At 37.8% G+C, this 20,608-nt stretch carries 19 protein-coding genes and 1 tRNA gene; 15 read left to right on the top strand and 5 right to left on the bottom strand.

All coding sequences use genetic code 11. From position 1 onward, the window contains the following. Positions 1 to 6: 6 nt before the first annotated feature. From LIZ98_RS09915 to LIZ98_RS09900, 4 genes are all read left to right on the top strand, one after another. Positions 7 to 1,344, top strand: a complete 1,338-nt coding sequence (locus tag LIZ98_RS09915) for a phage portal protein (RefSeq protein ID WP_227139731.1) — start codon at positions 7 to 9, stop codon at positions 1,342 to 1,344. 665 nt (positions 1,345 to 2,009) lie between these two features. Then, positions 2,010 to 2,441 (top strand): hypothetical protein, encoded by a 432-nt coding sequence (locus LIZ98_RS09910; protein ID WP_309240456.1) that lies wholly within the window; start codon positions 2,010 to 2,012, stop codon positions 2,439 to 2,441. 14 nt (positions 2,442 to 2,455) lie between these two features. Beyond that, entirely contained in the window at positions 2,456 to 3,055 is a 600-nt protein-coding gene (locus LIZ98_RS09905; RefSeq protein WP_227139732.1) for a hypothetical protein, read from the top strand. An 80-nt stretch (positions 3,056 to 3,135) separates the two neighbouring features. Continuing rightward, positions 3,136 to 3,268: transfer RNA gene (locus LIZ98_RS09900), tRNA-Pro, on the top strand. A 717-nt stretch (positions 3,269 to 3,985) separates the two neighbouring features. On the opposite strand, the gene LIZ98_RS09895 is transcribed toward LIZ98_RS09900, so the two are convergent. Then, positions 3,986 to 4,528, bottom strand: a complete 543-nt coding sequence (locus LIZ98_RS09895) for a GumC domain-containing protein (RefSeq protein ID WP_052486043.1) — start codon at positions 4,526 to 4,528, stop codon at positions 3,986 to 3,988. A 517-nt stretch (positions 4,529 to 5,045) separates the two neighbouring features. Here LIZ98_RS09895 and LIZ98_RS09890 point away from each other — a divergent pair. Both LIZ98_RS09890 and proC read left to right on the top strand, forming a co-directional pair. Continuing rightward, positions 5,046 to 6,128 carry an N-acetyltransferase DgcN family protein gene (locus tag LIZ98_RS09890; protein WP_095141953.1) on the top strand — a complete coding sequence of 361 codons (1,083 nt, stop codon included), beginning with the start codon at positions 5,046 to 5,048 and terminating at the stop codon, positions 6,126 to 6,128. 576 nt (positions 6,129 to 6,704) lie between these two features. Continuing rightward, entirely contained in the window at positions 6,705 to 7,511 is an 807-nt protein-coding gene (proC, locus tag LIZ98_RS09885) for a pyrroline-5-carboxylate reductase (protein WP_041902022.1), read from the top strand. Positions 7,512 to 7,762: 251 nt separating this feature from the next. On the opposite strand, the gene LIZ98_RS09880 is transcribed toward proC, so the two are convergent. After that, positions 7,763 to 8,152: a M20/M25/M40 family metallo-hydrolase gene (locus tag LIZ98_RS09880; protein WP_227203034.1), complete on the bottom strand. Its 390-nt coding sequence runs from the start codon at positions 8,150 to 8,152 to the stop codon at positions 7,763 to 7,765. Between the two features lie 130 nt (positions 8,153 to 8,282). Between LIZ98_RS09880 and LIZ98_RS09875 the strand changes: the two genes are divergently transcribed. Beyond that, positions 8,283 to 8,726, top strand: a complete 444-nt coding sequence (locus LIZ98_RS09875; protein WP_227139734.1) for a hypothetical protein — start codon at positions 8,283 to 8,285, stop codon at positions 8,724 to 8,726. Positions 8,727 to 9,131: 405 nt separating this feature from the next. Here LIZ98_RS09875 and LIZ98_RS09870 read toward each other — a convergent pair whose 3' ends face one another. The 3 genes from LIZ98_RS09870 to LIZ98_RS09860 all read right to left on the bottom strand — a co-directional run bounded on the left by LIZ98_RS09870 (position 9,132) and on the right by LIZ98_RS09860 (position 11,393). Beyond that, the gene (locus tag LIZ98_RS09870; protein ID WP_227139735.1) at positions 9,132 to 10,337 is read right to left on the bottom strand and encodes an aminotransferase; all 1,206 of its coding nucleotides are present in this window, start codon (positions 10,335 to 10,337) and stop codon (positions 9,132 to 9,134) included. Then, on the bottom strand, positions 10,334 to 10,837 hold the full coding sequence (locus LIZ98_RS09865) for an Lrp/AsnC family transcriptional regulator (RefSeq protein WP_041845102.1): 504 nt from the start codon (positions 10,835 to 10,837) through the stop codon (positions 10,334 to 10,336). Before LIZ98_RS09865 ends, LIZ98_RS09870 begins: the two co-directional genes overlap by 4 nt. Positions 10,838 to 10,904: 67 nt before the next feature. Next, positions 10,905 to 11,393 (bottom strand): GNAT family N-acetyltransferase, encoded by a 489-nt coding sequence (locus tag LIZ98_RS09860; protein WP_200889682.1) that lies wholly within the window; start codon positions 11,391 to 11,393, stop codon positions 10,905 to 10,907. 366 nt (positions 11,394 to 11,759) lie between these two features. Between LIZ98_RS09860 and LIZ98_RS09855 the strand changes: the two genes are divergently transcribed. From LIZ98_RS09855 to LIZ98_RS09820, 8 genes are all read left to right on the top strand, one after another. Then, the gene (locus LIZ98_RS09855; RefSeq protein ID WP_108898748.1) at positions 11,760 to 12,539 is read left to right on the top strand and encodes an SDR family oxidoreductase; all 780 of its coding nucleotides are present in this window, start codon (positions 11,760 to 11,762) and stop codon (positions 12,537 to 12,539) included. A 125-nt stretch (positions 12,540 to 12,664) separates the two neighbouring features. Next, positions 12,665 to 13,447, top strand: a complete 783-nt coding sequence (locus LIZ98_RS09850) for an enoyl-CoA hydratase/isomerase family protein (protein ID WP_227139736.1) — start codon at positions 12,665 to 12,667, stop codon at positions 13,445 to 13,447. Between the two features lie 206 nt (positions 13,448 to 13,653). Next, on the top strand, positions 13,654 to 14,796 hold the full coding sequence (locus LIZ98_RS09845) for an acyl-CoA dehydrogenase family protein (protein ID WP_227139737.1): 1,143 nt from the start codon (positions 13,654 to 13,656) through the stop codon (positions 14,794 to 14,796). A gap of 34 nt (positions 14,797 to 14,830) precedes the next feature. Then, the gene (locus LIZ98_RS09840; protein ID WP_041845098.1) at positions 14,831 to 15,982 is read left to right on the top strand and encodes a thiolase family protein; all 1,152 of its coding nucleotides are present in this window, start codon (positions 14,831 to 14,833) and stop codon (positions 15,980 to 15,982) included. Between the two features lie 122 nt (positions 15,983 to 16,104). Then, positions 16,105 to 17,235, top strand: coding sequence for a CaiB/BaiF CoA transferase family protein (locus LIZ98_RS09835; RefSeq protein ID WP_227203032.1), 1,131 nt, complete (start codon positions 16,105 to 16,107; stop codon positions 17,233 to 17,235). Between the two features lie 243 nt (positions 17,236 to 17,478). Further along, positions 17,479 to 18,456, top strand: a complete 978-nt coding sequence (locus tag LIZ98_RS09830; RefSeq protein WP_227139739.1) for an NAD(P)H-dependent flavin oxidoreductase — start codon at positions 17,479 to 17,481, stop codon at positions 18,454 to 18,456. A 156-nt stretch (positions 18,457 to 18,612) separates the two neighbouring features. Further along, positions 18,613 to 19,389 carry an enoyl-CoA hydratase/isomerase family protein gene (locus LIZ98_RS09825; RefSeq protein ID WP_227139740.1) on the top strand — a complete coding sequence of 259 codons (777 nt, stop codon included), beginning with the start codon at positions 18,613 to 18,615 and terminating at the stop codon, positions 19,387 to 19,389. Positions 19,390 to 19,407: 18 nt separating this feature from the next. Further along, positions 19,408 to 20,349 (top strand): MBL fold metallo-hydrolase, encoded by a 942-nt coding sequence (locus LIZ98_RS09820; RefSeq protein ID WP_227139741.1) that lies wholly within the window; start codon positions 19,408 to 19,410, stop codon positions 20,347 to 20,349. Positions 20,350 to 20,608: the final 259 nt, after the last annotated feature.

Below are 20,608 nucleotides of genomic sequence, written 5' to 3'. Positions count from 1 at the left end.
GAGGAAATGACGACATTAGAGCAATATATAAAAGATAAGTATGGTTCATCAAGTGATTGGTTTGTTGAATATGTGAATGAAATACATAACCAAATGCGGATTAATGATGTATTAGCTAAAAAGGAATATTTGAACGGTAGCCATAAGATATTAAAGTCACCAAGTTATCAATACAACGGAAAGGAATTTCATCCTAGAAAGATAGTATTACAGTACGCTAAGACGTTACTTAACTTTCAAAAGGCATACTTGTTGCAGAATCCTATTACATTGACTGGAAATGAAAAGGTTGTAAGGGAATATCAAAAGGTTAATCGTAAGGGTAAATATAACCGTTTAAATCAAAAGATATTGGATAAGGTTCTCAAATATGGACAGGTTGCAGAATATGTTTATTTGGATAATGGTGTAATTAAATCTAAGTTAATTGATCCGTCTCATGGTTATCCTATACATGATGAACATAATCAACTAATTGGATTCATTCAAGCGTTTGTCAATGATGGTATCTCTTACTATACAGTATATGAGGAAGATGTAGTAAGCGAATATAATAATGCAGGCGGTCGATTAAAACTAACTGGACGTTATGCAAACCTATCAGGATTACCTATTGTTTATCACAATGACAATGAACTAAGTGACATTGAAGGTCGTAGCGAATTAGATGATTGGATTAGTATATTGGATTCAATGGAGGATTTGATTAGTAAATATACTGATTCATTTTATAAGTTCATGAATCCAGTACCAGTATCAATTGGAATGCAATTAAAAGGTGAAGGATTACCTTCTAACATTGTTGGTGGTGGTATTTCATTAGATGATGGGGCTGATTTTAAGTTAGTAAGTAATGGATTAGATTATCAATCGTTTGAGACAATCTATAAAACATTATTACAATCATTATTAGATATATCTCAAACACCTGCTGTGAGTATGAATAAGACGGATATAAGCAATCTATCGGAAGTATCTATTAAACTATTATTCCAGTTAGCTAATATTAAAGCCAGTGGAAACGAACAGTTTATTCGTGAAGGACTTGAACAAAGGTTTAATAAGATAAGACGACTTTTAGAGTTACAAGGAATAACGTTTAGTGATGATGATTATGATACATTAGATATAGTATTCCAGTATGCGACACCTGCAAATGACACTGAAATTATTGCAAATTTGAAGGAATTAAGAGGATTAGGAGCAATTAGTTTAGAAAGTTTGTTAGGTCATAGTCCATATGTAAGCGACATCCAAATGGAGTTACAAAAGATTGATGAAGAGAATAATATTCAATATGTGAATAAATTAGATGATATTGTGGATAATGTGAATAATTTATAGTTATTTGATGAGGAGTAATTTAATTAAAATGTAGGTGTGTAAAGATGTTATAGTTTATAGTGATATATTGACTTGCCCGCACTGTTATACTATATGGGGTATAATAAAAATCAAGACACAACCGGAGTCAGCAAATATACATAACTATTATTAATTTTCAGATATTATAATAACTATAATTAACTAAATACTACATGCAATTTTATAAATATACGTTAATATACAGTTATTTTTTACCTATTTTTATTGATAATTTCAGACTGTAAAAGTCGCTGAAGTATTGATATATCAACATTTATAAGCGTTTTTTTTAGTTCTAGTTTACATAACACAAGTTTTAGGAAGATGTTGATATATCAAGGTTTCTAAGGGTTATAATTATAAGGTCGCAAATTATAAGATTTATTCATTATAATTTTTGTATATTTTTATATAAAATTTTGCTTTTATTGGATAATGTCGGATATAACTTATTGATAATATGATACCCCTAATTGACAAAATGAGGTCGCTAGCATATCACTTTACACACCCAATAAAAATTTTAACCAAATTTCCCTTATAAATCAAAGAAAAAAACACATATCCCCTCTCCCCTACTTATTATATCTAAAATAATAGATATGTGTAAATTTTTTTAAGTACTAAGGATGGAGATTACATTAATGTTGGCGGTAAATTACTATAAAAGTAACAAAAATAAACCGTCGCAAGATCAATTAAATGTATCTAAATATGAAAGGAATGATTCTATGAATAACCTTCAACGGTTAGAATTAGAAACAAAAGGAATTAATCTTGAACAGGATGAATTAATCATTTATTTACAAGAAAACGGATTAAAACCGTTTGATGAATATAACCCTCAATCGGCAACAAACAAAAAGAAAATATATCAATCGGCTTTATCGGTTTTAGAAAGTATCGCAAACAATCCCCAAAATTTAAAAAATTACAAATTAGACGATATGACAATAAGTGATTTTGCAGATAATTTAATGTCACGTATTGACCAATTGGAACGGAAAATAAGAAGTTTAAAAACAGACGAGCAACTTCAAAATGAATCTAATTTCTTCATGTTGTTTGCTGAATAGGAGGTGTTTATTAAATGTTTACACCAAATGAAGAGGATTTACAATTTTTGTTTGATTCGGCTGGTATGGATGTATTAATTAATGACGTACCACAACAAGCCATTATTACCCTTCCCCCACTATCTGACAGTGAAGAACGATATATACACACGTTACAACGCATAAATATGGGCGATATGGTGACTTTTGATGATAATAAGTATTTAGTTATGAATGAGACAATAAGCCCTAGAAATGGCAAATATAAAGCCAGAATACGACATCTAAACTATAAGTTACAAATTCCCGGAGAGGTAATACAAGACTATTTGCGAGATGAAAACGGTAATATAATAACGGATAATTTTGGTAAACCTATTCCTATTACAATTGAAGGTGATCCGATTTATATTCCTGCAATTGTTGAACAACAAGCATTTACGATTGAGGAAGGGCAAATTCGGATTCCGAACAATGAAATATTAATCACTGTTCAGGACAATGAGGTAAATCGAGAAAAATTAATATTAAACTTTGAATTTAACTTAATGACAAAAACGTGGAAGGTTACAAACGTTGATTTAACGAGAAAGGGATTAATGATTATTACTTGTCAACAAGTTCAATCAAGTTAATTTTTAAATTAAAAATTTATAAATAAAATACCTTTACATTTTTGGATAACCACCTTATAATTAAAAATGTAAAAATAATTTGTGAAGTGGTTTAAATGTCAAATGTATATTAAATCACTTGATACGGTTAAATATAAATTTGGGAATTATGACTTTTATGTTCAGGTTACGTTCGGGACGTAGGGGTCGCAGGTTCAAATCCTGTCTTCCCGATAAATGAAAAAACATCGGTACAAAGCGATTCTTGGACATTCAAGAGTCGCTTTTTTCGTGAAACAAAACTTAAAAATTTGTTGTTTCACAGGCATTTTACAGGGAAAATAAAAAAATCTTTTTTCATATTTGTAAAATCCATTTATTTCACCGCACATAGGTAATTCGTGAACATGAATATTAAGTTGTTCAGCGATTTTCCATACGAATTATTCATTTTGTAATTTTTTATTAGCTGATTTACCTGTCCAAAATAAAAGACATATTATCAACCCATACATGTTTACGGATCCATGTCAAAAAAAGAAGATTAATAAAGAAACATTAAACAAAGTATCAATCATATATTTTATGGCATACTGTTATTGAGAGTAGGGATTTACCCCCACTTTCAATTTTCTGTTTTCTAGTCGTAATCTTTCGGCTTCAAGTTTCGATTTCGTTCCGTCGTGCCAGACCTTGCGAATCGTAACTATGCCGGTGATTACGGCTATTATTTTTTACAGTATGACCATTCTCCACTTCCTTTCTGTATTTAATCACAATACACCTAAATGTAATATACCAACTTTTTTTGTAAATTTTTTTGGTACAAATAAAAAAGAGAGGAATTATTTCACCTCTTTGAAAAGTAATACGACAAGGACACTTTAGTTGCCGAAAACCTGCCGACCAAATTTTTAGTTTTTCCACGCCCAAAACTGTATTCTGCCTCCGTTAATCTCGTTTTAGTTTGAAGATTTCCAACTCATTTTGGGATGTTTTATGATAAGTGAAGTCAACGGTAGCCTTGATATCGGATATCTCTTCCTTAACGAAATTAAGTTCTCCATGCAACTTATGAACATCAATGGAAAGGGCATCCAGTTTGGCGTCGGTTTCATCCTGACGGTCACGAATAGCGCGAACGATTTGATTTGTTTCTGTCAATTGCGTTTGCATAAGTTTTTGTGATTCAATTGTTTCTGTCAATTGCGTTTGCATAAGCTTTTGTGATTCAATTGTTTCTGTCAATTGCGTTTGCATAAGCTTTTGTGATTCAATTGTTTCTGTCAATTGCGTTTGCATAAGCTTTTGCAATTCAATTGTTTCTGTCAATTGCGTTTGCATAAGCTTTTGTGATTCATTTGTTTCAGCTAATTGTACTTGCATAAGTTTTTGCATTTCCTTCGTATATTTTACTTCCTCTTCAATGCTGTCGATTCGTTTATTCACACCTTTTAATTCTTCAAGGATTTGTTCAAGTATTTTTTCATTCATTTATAAACCATCTCCTTTTCATTAATTACGCAAACACAATCCGTCTCCGTATGATTCATTATCTTCATCAAGAACCACTTTTGCCTATTCATCGTGTGTTGAAATTATTTGCTATTTCTAGTTGTTGAATACTCATTCCTCGCTTATCACTCGTATTTTCCCCATATCCATGGCAACTTTCCTCTAGAGCATTATTAATTAAATACTAATTTCTTTTAAAATAGAAATCAATAAAAAACCTAAAAAAAGTGTCGACTGTCTAAAATGGAAAATTTCTAACAAGACAAGTAGCCTTCCCATGTTTGAGAGTAAATCGTTTTGCAATTTTCTTCGGTTTCATTTATAATAAATAATAGATTATGAAATTTATATCTTCAAGCAATTCTAAAAATCTTATATCGTAAGTGGGTAACATCTTTCGGTTTCGTAGTACTAGACAGCTGTCAATGACTATCTTAACTGTTTCGATGTTCTTTTTTTACTCTAAATTCAATATAACGCATTGGAGGGATATTGTATGAAAAAGAGGGCATTAGTTTATTGTGAACATCAATTCGGATCAATGGATGGTAAGACAGCAAACGGTTTAGTAAGGGAATCAGGAATTTATGAAATTATGGGCGTCATTGACAGTTCAAAGGCCGGTCTTGATGCAGGTGAAGTGTTGGACCAAAAAAAGAATGGCATCCCAATTTTTGAAAATTTATCCCACGCACTTAATCAACTTGGTGAAAAGCCGAAATACTTTATTTTTGGGATTGCACCGGCTGACGCATTTTTAAAAAAGCATGAGCGTGATGTGATTATTCAAGCGATCAAAGCGGGTATGAACATTATTAATCCGCTGCAGGAGTTTTTGACGGACGATCAAGAACTGATGGAATACGCAAAAACATATGGGGTAGAAATTAAGGATATTCGGAAACCAAAACCGAAAAAGGAATGGAAAATTTTTTCAGGGCGAATTTTACATATCGATACGCCGATTATTACTGTACTTGGAACAGACGGTGCATGCGGCAAACGGACAACAGCGGTTGCTTTGGAAAAAGAACTGCAAAAACGAGGTTATAAAACGGCTTTTATTGCAACGGGACAAACCGGTCTTATTCAAGGTGCCAAATATGGTTTTGCCATGGATGCGTTTCCTCTCCAATATATGATTGGTGAACTGGAGAGCGAAATTGTTCGGGCGAATGAAACCGAACACCCCGATATTATTATTGTTGAAGGTCAAGGAGCGTTAAGTCACCCTGCTTATGCCAGTTCTGCAGGGATTTTAAAAGGCGCCAGACCTCAAGCGGTTATTTTGCAACATGCACCGAAGCGAAAAGTGCTAGGGGACTTTCCTTTCTTCCCGGTTCCATCAGTTGAAAGTGAAATTCAGCTCATTGAACATTACGGAAAAACAAAAGTAATCGGTATTACACTCAATCATGAGGGAATGAACGATTTGGAAATTGAAAAGACGATTAAGGAGTACGAACTGAAGTATCAATTGCCGACAACGGATATTCTAAAGCAAGGAGCAGGAAAAATAATTGACCAAATCATTCAATTTTTCCCGTCATTGCAAGGGAAAAAGCTAAAGGGTGCATGATCTTATTTATGGCACCCTTTAAATATGAATAATCGATCGGTAAGTTCTTAGAACATTATACGAAGATTCGTTAACGATCGGTACGGTTGTATCCCACCTTAACGGGGAGTAAAACCCCCACTGATGGAAGTTTCACTTTATGCAACTTTTTTGGAAAGTTTCGTCAAAACAAGCCCTATAGCCGCTATAAACGACAATTTTTGGTGAAGACCCCGCAAAAATCGTTACATTTGTTGAGAAATCCCTCTTTCAAAAGTAGTCTGGCAGTTGAAGGCACACTTTAAAATTCCGATTTTTAGGTGCTAGTCTTTTTAGTTTTCGCCACAAAAAACCCATTTTTCTCAAACGTGTCTTATAAAAATTTTCCATAAATCCTTTTTGCGTAGTAGTCTTTTATATATTTTATAAATTTGCTATAATTTTACTATTATATAAAAGAGGGGTTCACTTGTTAATATTAAGGGGGTTTTATTATAAAAGTTAATGACTCAACAAAGTTCACTTGTTAATGAACTTTTTGATTGTTAATTAAATACATACATTATCCGTAAACAAATAGGAAGGAAGAGTAAACTTATGAATCGGACAATTGGATTTATCGGTTGTGGTAATATTGCTAAAGCGATGATTGGCGGAATGATTAAGACAAAAAAAATTGACCCTAAACAAATCATTGTTTCTAACAGGTCCTTATCTAGTCTTCAGGAGATAGAACAAACTTACGGAATTCTTACAACGAGAGAGAATGTGGAAGTTGCGAGAAATGCAGATTTTCTCTTTTTAACGACTACATCAGGAATGTATGGAACGGTAATTGAAGAGATTCGTGATGTTATTCGAGAAAATACGATTCTTATCCTTGTGGCAGTCGGTGAAACAATTGAAAAAAATGAAAAACGGTTAAATCGAGCCATTAAAATCATAAAAGCAATGCCAAACACACCATCCTTGGTGGGGCAAGGGATTACCGGAATCGCCGTAAACGAACTCGTAACTCCGGAAGATTTGGAGGAAATTAAAGCACTATTCGAATGTTTCGGCCGTGTGGAGTTTGTCGATGAGTCTATCATGGATGTTGTTACCGCAATTGGTGGTTCATCACCGGCTTTTACATATATGTATATTGAAGCATTGGCAGATGGGGCGGTTATGTATGGTATGTCTCGCAAACAAGCATATGTGTTTGCCGCACAGGCTGTTTTGGGTGCAGCAAAAATGCTACTTGAAACCGGAATGCATCCGGGTACATTAAAAGACAGTGTATGCTCACCCGGAGGAACAACCATTGAATCTGTTGCTCTCCTAGAAGACAAAGGATTTCGTTCGGCTGTTATTGAAGCCATTAAAGCGAACATGGAAAAGGCAAAGAAGATTCACGGGTAACACCAATTTTTGACAGTTTTTAGTACAGGAAACAATTTTGTGCTTTTCGACTCACTACTAGGTTGAAAAATGGAGAAAGGGAACTTAGCTTTTAAATCTGCATGCTTAGTGATATGCAAAAGATGATAAGTAAAAGAAAAGCGTAGAGGGGGACTCTGCGCTTTTCTTACAGGGCTTTGGATTTGTATTATTGTCCAGCTCCGAGCGCCAGCGACTAGCAAACTTTGTTAAGCGGGGACTCTGCGCTTTTCTTATAATCCATACGTCTTGATGATGGCTTGAAATAATATATTTACACCAATCAGCAAAGCTTCTTCATTCAAGGTCATTAACGGGTGATGTAATCCGGGCCTTAAATCACAACCTAAACCCAGCATCGTTGCTTTCAAAGTTGGCTTTTTGATTGAATAAAAATGAAAATCGTCTCCACCCGGTGTAAGGATGGAAGGCTTCATATTACTTTCACCAATCGTTTCAATGATCGCTTTTTTCATAATTGAAATGGCTGTATCATTCAAAACTGCCGCAGGAACGTAATCTTCGTGCGTTAGTTCAATGGTGATTCCATATAAGTTTGCAATCGTTGTAATATAAAAAGTTTTGACAATACGTACAATAAAATAGGGATGTTTAGCACCCAAAAAGCCCATTTTTCAAAAACATTTACGCTCAAATGACAATATATTGTGTCTTGATAAAAATTGTTAGTACTATATTTGGCGCAAATCTTTCCTTAAAACCTTTTTGGGTGATAACCATAGGGGTGAATTAATGAATAAAAAAAAGATTTTCTTTATTATTACTACTTTTCTGTTTCTTTTTTGCTTCGTAGCTTATGTAATTTATGATTCGTTTAAAACAACTACTTATGGGGAAGTTATGAACGAAATTTTAGAAGGGGAACCAATAAAAAGTATTAAAATTCAAAGCTATGAAACTCCAAGACTGGCTAATGTTATAATTAATGAACGAAATAAAATTGAAACAATCACAGAAAAACCTTCCGAAATGAAAATAAAAGAAACAAATAATAATCCATCTGATTATTTGTATGTATTATGGATCGAAGCAAATAATAATACCACTGTTCTATTATACTTAACCGAAAATGGTATTAGGCTGAACGGAACCAAAGGACATGGAAATCAATATATTATAGAAGGAGATAATTCCTTGTTAAAAATTGTTAATAAGATTTTTCAACAAGAACAATAAATGACTCAACTTTCGCACCAGAAAATTAAGTATTAATCGCTGATTATATTGTGTTTAATGTAAAAACGTACACAAAAGGGTTATCCCGGTGAAAAGCTCGAAACATCTAGTTACATTTAGTTACTTCTAGTAGCTTAAATGATTTTAGATGTGATGAGACTTTCAGGGATAACCCTTTTCATTACTGCAAAAAATTGACACGGTTTTTACAGGCGAATGAGCCATTCACAGACTGAAGACCAATCCATAACATCATAAAACGGTAGTTCTATTTATAAGCAAAACTGCCATTCACAGACTGAAGACCAATCCGTGGCATCATCCTAAACGGTAGTTTTATTTACGAGCTAACTTGATGTTCACGGACTGCAGTATCATTCCGCGATATCACAAAAGTAGTTCCATTTACAAGCTAACTTGATGCTCACAGACTTTCGGGCTGGCTCCAAGGGACTGTAAAAACTTTTCAATCCGGCGAATGGCTTCCTGCAGTTGTTGCAGAGAGGTTGCATAAGAACAGCGAATATAACCTTCGCCACTTTCTCCAAAAGCATTCCCCGGAACAACTGCAACCCGTTCTTTCATCAATAATTGTTCAGCAAACTGTTCCGATGTTAGTCCGGTATTTTGAATCGAAGGAAAGACGTAGAAAGCCCCACCCGGTAGATGACAATTTAAGCCAATCTGGTTCAATGCTTCAACAATATAATTTCTCCTTCGCCGGTAACTTTTTCGCATTTCTTCCACTTGATCGGCACCGTTCCGTAATGCTTCAACGGCACCGTGTTGCAGCATATGTGGTGCACACATCGTTGTATATTGATGGATTTTTAGCATGACCTCAATAATCGGCTGTGGTGCACAAACATAACCAAGGCGCCACCCGGTCATCGCAAAAGCTTTTGAAAAACCGTTGATGACAATGGTTCTTTCATACATACCGGGTAAGGTGGCGATACTGTCATAGTCCTCATCATAAGTCAACTCTGCATAGATTTCATCTGAAACAACAACCAAGTTATGTTTCTTCACTACTTCCGCAATAGCCACTAAATCTTGTTTATTTAAAAAAGCACCCGTCGGATTATTTGGTGAACATAATAAAATCGCTTTTGTCCTGGCAGTAATGGCTTTTTCTATTTGTTCTGCCGTCACTTTAAAGCCGTTCTCTGCCCAAGTGGATACGGGGATCGGTTTTCCTCCTGCCATGGTGACTAAGGCAGCATAGGATACAAATGCCGGTTCAATAATCAACACTTCTTCACCGGGATTTAATAAGGAACGAAAAGCTGTATCCAATGCTTGACTGGCCCCGATTGTTACGATAATTTGATTTTCCGGTTGATAGGAAAGATGATATTTCCGTTCCATATAATTGGCTATTTCCTCCCGTAACTCAAGAAGCCCGGGATTGGCCGTATAAGAAGTAAACCCGTCCTCTATCGAAGCAATAGCCATATCACGGATTGCCCAAGGTGTGACAAAATCCGGTTCCCCGACACCTAAAGAAATCACATTTTCCATTTTTGAAGCTACATCAAAAAACCTGCGAATCCCGGACGGCCTTAATTCGACAGCTTGTGTTGCTAAAAATTGATTATAATCAATCATGGAGCTACCACCATTCTGCGGTCTTGATCGTCTTTTCCTTCAATAATCACGCCGTCATGTTTATATTTTTTTAACATAAAATGGGTGGTAGTCGAGATGACGTTTTCGACTGTCGATAATTTATCCGACACGAACATAGCAATTTCTTTCATTGTTTTTCCTTCAACCGTAACCGACAAATCGTAGGCACCGGACATTAAATACAGGGAAGTGACTTCCGGGAACCGATAGATCTTTTCAGCCACTTCATCAAAGCCAACTCCCCGTTTTGGCGTTACTTTGACGTCGATCATAGCCACGACATTTTCTTTTCCGTCAACCTTGCTCCAATCGATTAGAGCCGGATAACTAACGATAATATTTTCATCTTCTAATTTTTTGATTAGTTCTGCTACCTTGTCTTCACTTAATTGTACTTGCATGGCGATTGATTTTACCGATTGCCGATGATTTTCTTCCAATATCGCCAATATTTCAAGTTCTTCATTTGTCAGTTTCATGATGTGCCTCCTCTAGTTTTTACACAAAAAAATATTTGTTTGATGAACTGGTTCAGCCAAAATTACTTTATTTCACTCGCCCCATAATAAAAATATCTTGATATTCACCACGGGAAAAATGGGCTTTTTTCAGTCTTCCTTCGATTTCAAATCCGAATTTTTTATATAAGTGGATTGCAGATTCATTATCGACAACGACATCAAGTTCAAGCCTGATTAATCCTAAATCATGGTCTGCAAGATGAAGTAAAGTATTTAACAGCGAGCTGCCAATTCCTTTGTTTTGAAAATCACCATGTACCATCAAAACAAGCCTTCCCGTATGACGTAATTTTCCGCTGTTTACAAAAAGAGCTCCCATTCCGACCACAGTACTTCCGGTTACTGCCACAAAAACATGATCATCCGGTCCGAGACGATTAAAAAATTCTTCTGTCCTTTCGATTCGTTCGGAGGGTAAGCCTAAGGTATTCTCTGTAACAGCCGGTTGTCGACGAATTTCATTAAGGCCGGAAATATCTTCTTTACGAATCGGTCGAATTTGGATTTCTTTCAATGGACCGCCTCCTGACAAAGATTCAATCATTACTCAAATGCAAAGATTTTTGGTAAGCTAAGAGTAATATGTATCAACTTCCAGCTTGAAAGTCTGGATACTGAAACATTTTAATCATTTGAAGCCCTTCTAATTTTATAGTAATTTTATCAAATATAATAACCTTTGAAAATAGTCCGACTTCGATTTTCGGAAATTATTTCATAGGCAACACGTGAAATCCCTTGCTTTATTAACCTTTCACTCAAACGGAAATATTTACCAGTAAAGAAATTCCCTGTAAGACTTTCTGGATACTGGCAAAATTTAATTACGAGCAACAATCGTTTTGCAAAAGCAAGCAATTACAAAAAGGGGGTACTTTCTATGGATCATAAAGTTGCCTTAATTACCGGGGGAGCGACCGGAATTGGGAAACAAACAGCGATTCAATTAGCTGAAAAAGGCTGTAATGTGGTAATTAACTACCGAAACAGTGCCTTGGAAGCCGAGACCCTTACTGGCGAGCTAAACCGGAGATATAATACGAAAAATATTGCAGTACAAGGAGATGTTGCAAACTCCTCCGATTGTGAGCGTATGGTAAGTAAGGCGATGGAGGTTTTTCAAAAAATTGATATTCTTGTACATAATGCCGGGCCGTATATTCAAGAAAGAAAGCCACTTACAGAGTATGGGATGGACGAGTGGAATTATTTGTTACAAGGAAATTTAACCAGTGCTTTTTATTTGGCAAAACTGATCATTCCGTCGATGCGAAAACAAAAATGGGGACGAATTATCACCATGGGTTTTGATCGGGTAGAAACGGCACCGGGTTGGATATACCGTTCCGCATTCGCTGCCGCAAAAACGGGGCTCGCGTCACTAACACGAACGATTGCAATAGAAGAAGCGAAAAACGGGATTACAGCAAACATGGTTTCACCGGGTGATATTAAAAGCGAGTGGAAGGAAAAAACAATTGCCGATGCCGTTTCGTATATGAAATCCGCCCCCGAAAGAAGAAGGGAAGGGACCGGAGAAGATATTGCCAGAACAATTGCTTTTCTTGCGGATGAAAAGTCTGATTTGATTACCGGCTGTATTTTATCTGCTACAGGCGGTATGGATGTTTTGGGAAAAGTATTTCGGGAAAATGACTAGAGGAAATTTTAAGCAGGAATGAGTGTTCCGGGAAAATGATTTCAGGAAAATTTTGCAGGAATGGGTCTTTCAAGAAAATGACTAGAGGAAAGTTTTACAGGAACGAGTATATCTAGGAGGTAAACATGGCGAAACAAGTTTTTATGGAAGTCAAAGACAATATTGCAACTATTTTTATTAACCGGCCGGAAAAAAGAAATGCGCTATCGTTCGAAATGTGGGAGAGCCTGAATGAATATGTTAAACATTGCCATGAGGACCGTGTAGTTAAAGTCATTGTCTTTCGCAGTACGACTGAGGAAGCTTTTTCGGCAGGTGCAGATATCAGCGAATTTCGGACCAGGCGCTCCACAGCTGAAGAAATTATCACCTATAGTAAAGTGATGGCTGATCTCGAGGAAAAAATCGCAAAAGGGCCAAAGCCGGTAATTGCCATGATTCAAGGATTTTGTGTTGGAGGCGGTTGCGAATTGGCGGTAGCATGCGATTTTCGATTTTCCGACTCCACCGGGAAATTTGCGATTACCCCTGCAAAACTTGGGATTATTTATAATACGAAGGCAACCAAGCACTTAGTTGACTTGGTTGGTCAGGCAAATGCGAAAGATATTTTATATACCGGCCGGATTTTTAACGCTGAAGAAGCAATCCGGATGGGGCTTATTGATCGAATCTACGAGCCGGATCAGTTGGAAAAGGAAACATATGCTTATGCGAAAATGATATGTGAAAACTCACAAATGACTGTTCGAGGTGCGAAGAAAATCATTAATCACGTTCTGCATGGCGGAGAAGATGATAATGACGAAATTTTACAGGAAATTTTAGAATCCGTTACATCGGAGGATTATAAAGAAGGTGTCGACGCCTTTTTAAGTAAAAGGAAAGCAAAATTTACATATTCGTAAAAACGAAAGAGTGAACTTCAATGGGAGTACTTTTTGACGACATCCAATTGGTTTAGCGGAGAATCTGATTGAAGTTTGTCAAAAAAATGATGAATGGGGATTCATTTTTTAGTTGCCTTTTTTTAGAAAATAATTAATAATCATAAACAAGGAAGGTGATATTTTTTTAAAAAGAAAGCGTTTTAATTATTAGGGGGATGATGCGGATGGAGCGCTTGTACTTAACGGAAGAACATGAGATTTTCCGACAAGCTTTACGGAAATTTTTAGAAAAAGAAGCGGTCCCAAACTATGAGCAGTGGGAAAAAAATAAAGAAGTGCCACGTTCATTTTGGAAAAAACTTGGAGAACAAGGTTATCTTTGCCCGCAAGTTGAGGAAAAATACGGCGGTTTAGGCACCGATTTTGGTTATGCGGTTGTCATGAATGAAGAAATGGAACGGGTCGGCACGGGAATGGTCGGGATCAGTCTACATAATGATATTGTTATTCCATATATCGAATCTTATGGAACGGAAGAACAAAAACAGCGATGGTTACCCGGGGCACTTACAGGAGATATAATAACTGCCATTGGTATGACCGAACCGGGAGCGGGCTCTGATCTGGCGAATATTCAAACGACCGCTATTCGTGACGGGGATGACTATATCATTAACGGTGAAAAAACTTTTATCACAAACGGTTACACGGCCGATTTAGTTGTTCTTGTTTGTAAAACCGATCCAAAGGCAAACCCTCCTCACCGCGGCATTAGTTTATTTGTTGTAGAAGCTGGTACCCCCGGTTTTAAGAAAGGAAAAAAATTGAGAAAGATTGGTCAGCATGCCAATGACACAAGTGAGTTAATTTTTGAAGATGTTCGGGTCCCAAGAACGAATTTACTTGGTGAAGAAGGTAAGGGATTTTACTATTTAATGGAAAAATTACAGCAGGAACGTTTGCTTGTTGCTATTCAATGTATGGCTTCTGCCGAAAAAATGTTGGAGTTAACGATTGATTATGTAAAACAGCGGCAAGCCTTTGGTACAACAATCAGCAATTTTCAAAATACCCAATTTAAAATTGCCGAAATGGCCACGGAGCTCGAAATAGGGCGTACATTTGTAGAACGGCTTATTTTGGAACATGTGAAAGGAAAATCTATCGTCACCGAAGTATCGATGGCAAAATGGTGGGTTTCGGATTTGGCGAAAAAAATAGCCGGTGAATGCATGCAATTTCATGGTGGTTACGGATATATGGAAGAATACGAGATTGCGAGACGATACCGCGATATCGCTGTAACTTCCATTTATGCCGGTTCAAATGAGATTATGAAGCAAATTATTGCGAAAAATTTACTTTGAGTGGCATTTTACTTAAAAAGAAGGGGGAACGTCTATGAAAGAAGCGGTTATTATTGAAGGGGTACGGACACCGGTTGGAAAGAGAAATGGTTTACTTAGTGGTATTCGGGCGGAGGAACTGGCTGCATTGCCGCTTGCCGAAGTGGTTAAGCGTGCGGGTATTGAGCCGGGTCTTGTTGAAGATGTGATCTATGGTTGTGTTACGCAAGTTGGGGAACAGGCTTCTGATATTGCCAGGCAAGCAGCACTTATTGCCGGTTTTCCGATTGAAGTGCCGGGAACAACAATTGACAGACAATGCGGTTCGAGTCAACAAGCAGTACATTTTGCCGCACAAGCAATCATGAGCGGGGATATGGATGTCGTTATTGCCGGTGGGGTAGAGAGCATGTCTCGTGTACCCATGTTTTCTAATATGCAAGGGGTAACTTACAGCGAGGCACTTACTTCTAAGTATGAAATGATTAATCAAGGATTATCGGCGGAACGGATTGCGGAAAAATGGTATATGACAAAAGACGAGTTGGACGAATTTTCGCTGAATAGTCATCAAAAAGCCATTCAGGCACAAGATGAAGGCCGGTTTGCGAAAGAAATAATGCCTGTTGAAGTTACATTACCGGATGGAACGAAAACGATTGTAACGAAAGACGAAGGGCCGCGTAAAGACACATCAATGGAAAAATTGGCAGGATTAAAGCCGTCTTTTAAAGAAAACGGTTTTATTACAGCCGGAAACTCAAGCCAAATTAGTGACGGGGCCGCTGCCATTCTCATTATGTCCCGTGAAAAAGCGGAACAGCTCGGGTTAAAACCAAGATTTCGTATTGTCGCTAGGACGGTTGTAGGTTCCGATCCAACCCTCATGTTGACCGGCGTGATCCCGGCTACGGAAAAAGTGTTGAAAAAGGCCGGTTTGACGATTCAAGAGATTGATATTTTTGAAGTAAATGAAGCGTTCGCATCGGTACCGCTTGCTTGGTTGAAAGATACCGGAGCGGATGCGAAAAAATTGAATCCGAACGGCGGGGCCATTGCACTAGGACACCCTCTTGGAGCCAGCGGAGCAAGACTGATGTTGACGATGATGAGTGAGCTGGAAAGAACGGGCGGTCGCTACGGACTTCAAACGATGTGCGAAGGTTACGGAATGGCCAATGCGACAATTATTGAACGACTGGACTAAACCTTTGCCGGAGAAAACTTTAATAGCACTCACAGCAAATGTTAAAGAAAATCTGATCAATTTTCCCAAATGCTAGAGTGTAAGGCAACTTTTCCAAAACGTTAATGAAAGAGGTTGAATCGATGTTTCCATTACAATCCATCCGCGTACTGGATTTATCCCGTCTGCTTCCCGGACCTTTTTGCACGATGCTTCTTGCCGATTTTGGGGCGGAAGTGATTAAAATTGAAGCGCCGGATCTAGGTGACTATGCCCGACATTATGAACCGAAAATTGATGAAAATAGTGTGATGTTTCATTCTTTGAACCGAAATAAAAAAAGTGTAACGCTCGACTTGAAAACAGATGAGGGAAAAGACCAATTTTTACAAATGGTTGGAAAAGCCGATGTGGTTGTCGAATCTTTTCGTCCGGGGGTCATGAAACGGCTAGGTCTCGATTTTCCTGTTTTAGAAAAAATAAACCCTCGCCTCATTTATTGTGCCATTAGCGGTTATGGACAAACGGGGCCCTATGCAGAAATGCCGGGTCACGATATCAATTATATTAGTTTTGCCGGATTGTTGGAGTTAATGGGGGAAAAGGATGGAAAACCGATTGTACCGGCCGTTCAAGTTGCTGATCTTGCTGGTGGGGCTTATCCGGCAGTTACGGGTATTTTACTTGCATTATTGGAGCGGGAAAAGTCCGGAAAAGGGCAATTTATCGATATTTCCATGATGGATGGGGTGATTTCGCTTCTTCAATCCACCCTTCCAAATTATTTGATGAAAAACATTCCGTCTAAACGAGGGGAACAGATGTTGTCCGGTGGGCTTGCGTGCTATGAGGTCTATCAGACGAAAGACGGACGTTGGTTAGCAGTCGGGGCATTGGAAATGAAGTTTTGGCGCGTGTTTTGCCAAAAAATTGGGAAACCGGAATGGATTGCTCTGCTAAATGAACAGGATGAAGTCCAATATAAGCTGAAGCACGATATTCAAACCGTTATGTATACAAAAACATTGGCAGAATGGATGGATATTTTTGAAGATGCAGAAGCATGCGTTTCGCCGGTTTTAAATTTTGCCGAACTAGTCAACCATCCGCAAGTGCAAGCCAGAAAAATGTTCGAAGCCATTGAGCAGGATGGCATACCGGTAAAACATATTGGAATCCCTATTAAATTATCAAGAACACCGGGGAAAATCCGGGCAGCTGCCCCGAAATTAGGCGAACACACAGAGTATTATTTAAATCAAGACAAATCGTAAAAGTTTTTCAGGGTTGCGCCGGGTAACCTTACCGGGTAAGCGGGTATAAGGGTTAAGCAACCGTAAAAGTTTCCGGAGTTGCGCTGCGTAAAAACTTCCAGCGCTGAACTTTCCCGATATGTGCGCATAGGGATTAAGCAACCAAATTCTGTTTTTCTCTCTTCTATTGTTATGGTTTTCTCAGTTTCATTGAGTTTTTGGCTCTACCATTGACAATATTTAACTAAAAAGGAGATGAATTTTATGACAAAAACAAGTATTGAAAAGTTTAAAGAATCTACAACCATCCCGGTCATTATGGCACCGATGTTTTTAATTAATGACCCCAATATGGTTTTGCGAGCATGTGAGGCAGGAATTATCGGAACTTTTCCGGCGTTAAATGCCCGCACAAATGAAATTCTGGAAGGGTGGTTTGAACAGATTACTACAGAATGGGACCGGATAAAAACGGCCAATCCCGATAAAAAAATCGCACCTTGGGGGATTAACTTCATTAGTCACCGTTCCAACAAAAGGTTTACGGAAGATTTGCAACTGATTAAAAAATATCAACCGCCACTCATTATCACTTCTCTTGGTGACCCGAGCCCGGTTGTCGAAATTGCCCACCAGTATGGGGGTGTAGTTTTTTCTGATGTCATCAATGTCAAATTTGCCAAAAAAGCAATTGAGAAAGGGGTTGACGGGCTCGTTCTTGTTTGCAGCGGGGCAGGTGGACATGGCGGCACGTACAGTCCGTTTGCATTTATCCACGAAGTAAAAACGTTTTGGGATGGTCCGGTAGTTCTAGCGGGTGCGATGTCGAAAGGTGAAGATATTCTTGCCGCTGAAATTCTTGGAGCGGATTTTGCCTATCTTGGCTCACGATTTATCCCGGCGAAAGAAAGTTTGGCAAATGAAGCCTATAAAAAAATGATTATTGAATCAAGGGTGGAGGATATTATTTATACCGATGCGTTCAGTGGTGTGAATGCGAACTACTTAATTCCAAGTATTAAACAGGTTGGTCTTGACCCGGAAAAATTACAACGGAAAGAAAAAATTGATTTTTCTGAGTTGGGCAATCCAAACATCCGGGCTTGGAAAGATGTCTGGTCAGCCGGACAAGGGGTGGGTGCGATCACACAGGTCCAATCCCTTGCTGAAATTGTTGCCGAACTGAAACAGCAATATGAAGAGGCAAAAGAAAAAATTGTTAAGAGAAGTGTTACTTTTTAACCAGTTGTAGTCTCGCAGTTGCAAAAATTACTTTGAAACTGATCAAATAGGAATGGATGCACTCAAAAAATTGCTCAAAGACAAATGTTCATTTTTACTGGAACAATAACTGAATGAATGCTCAATCATTTTAAATTTCTTATAGAGGTGAATCAAATGACAAATATTGTAAATGTAAAAAAAGAAAATCAAATTGCTTATATTACGATGAACAGACCGGATAAGTTAAATGCTCTTTCCCGAGAGCTTGTTTCAGGTGTTATTGAAGCACTTAAAGATGCCGAAGCAGACAAAACCATAAAAGCGATCATTTTATCCGGAGCAGGGAAATCATTTTGTTCCGGCGGGGACATTGGGTCATTTAAAGAGGCAAAAACAGCGGCCGACATGTTAACTTACATGAAGGGGGCTACCTTGCTGCAACAAACAATAAAAGAGTTGGATAAATACGTTATTAGTGCCGTACATGGATATGCGGCCGGGGCGGGATTTAGTTTAGCATTGGCATCCGACTTTATTGTAGCGGATAAGAAGGCCGCTTTTGCCATCAGCTTCAAAAATATTGGCTTGATTCCCGATTTAGGACTTGTGAAAGCCTTGGCTGAAAACGTACCGCATTCGCTAGTAAAGGAATGGATCTCATCAGGGGCAGTGATTTCAGCAGAGGAACTTCACACAAGAGGTTTGGTCAACCGATTGGCTGAAGGAGAACTTTTGAAAGAGGCAACGGAATTTGCAAAATTTATTATTGACGGTCCGCCGCTTGCCAATAAATTCGTTAAGTATTTAGTAAACAATGCAACGGAATTGACAAACAAAACGAATGATGCACAGGAAATGATCATGCAAACTTTATTATTCCATACAGTCGATCACCTTGAAGGCGTTCAGGCATTTTTTGAAAAAAGGGCACCGAAATTTGAGGGAAAATAAGCGAAAGGATGAGGTGAGATGCTCGATGAACTAGGGATACAATTAGTCAGACTCGACCTTCCCTTTCGTTTAAACCATGTGAATTGTTTTTTAGCAGAAGGTGAAAATGGTTGGGTTGTCGTTGATACGGGCTTGCACAATGATTATACTGCAGCACGGTGGGAAGAAGAGCTAAAAGGAAAGCAAGTGACAGATATTTATATTACCCATTACCATCCTGACCATTTTGGTTATGCGGGCGGTTTGCAGAAAAAAACAGAAGCCCGCTTGTCCATGACAAAGATTGATGCAGATCTTGGCCTTGGTGCATGGGAGGAGCATCATCTGCAAACATTTAGGAACAATTATGAATTAGCAGGAATTCCGTCAACCATTTCTAAACAGCTGATTGATAATATGGCATCTTTTGTTCCGAGGGTAAAGCCGTATCCTAAAGTAGACCACTATATGAACGAAGGTGAACGAGTCAAAATTGGTAAATACAGCTATGAAGTCATTTTTACGCCGGGGCATTCGGACGGCTTAATCGTTTTTTATAATCAGGAAAAGAGTGTACTCCTTTCCACTGACCATATTTTACCGAAAATTACACCAAATATATCGTATTGGTTTTACGGGGATCCGAATCCATTAGGCACATATCTTCAATCACTGGAAAAAATTCGAAAACTCGATGTGGAAATAGTTATTCCATCCCATGGCACCCCGTTTACGAATGCGAATCGCCGAATTGATGAAATTATGGCACATCATGAAGAGCTTTTGGAAAAACTATTGGCTGAGTTAGCAAACGGACAAACCGTTTTTGAAGCTTGTAAAAAATTATTTTCAAAAATTCACAATACCCATGATTCAAGGTTTGCGATTGGTGAAACATTGGCGCATCTTGAATATTTGCGCTATAAAGGGGAATGCAAACGGGAAATCTTTGCCGGCAAATATATTTATTTTAGGGAGTAGCTGGATATATTGTAAATGTACAGTAAGTAAAAGTTTGAAGGTGGGTCGTCGCCATTTTGAGGTGAGAAACGCTTTATTGTGACGACGAGCCCTGTTCTCTTCACCGTTTTGGGGTGAAAAACTTGATTTTTTGGCGACGAGATCACTTCTCGTCGTCATTTTTTGGCCGGAAACTCCATTTTTTGGCGACGAGCCCTTTTCTCGGTAAGCCCGAAATAAAAAAATAAACGTACCTTCACGGTACGTACTACAAATAACC

This window comes from Caldibacillus sp. 210928-DFI.2.18, assembly GCF_020554505.1.
In the GTDB taxonomy this organism is placed as follows: Bacteria; Bacillota; Bacilli; order Bacillales; family Caldibacillaceae; genus Caldifermentibacillus; species Caldifermentibacillus hisashii.
Note: the sequence above shows the minus strand (reverse complement) of the source record. Positions and strands in the feature narration are given on the sequence as shown.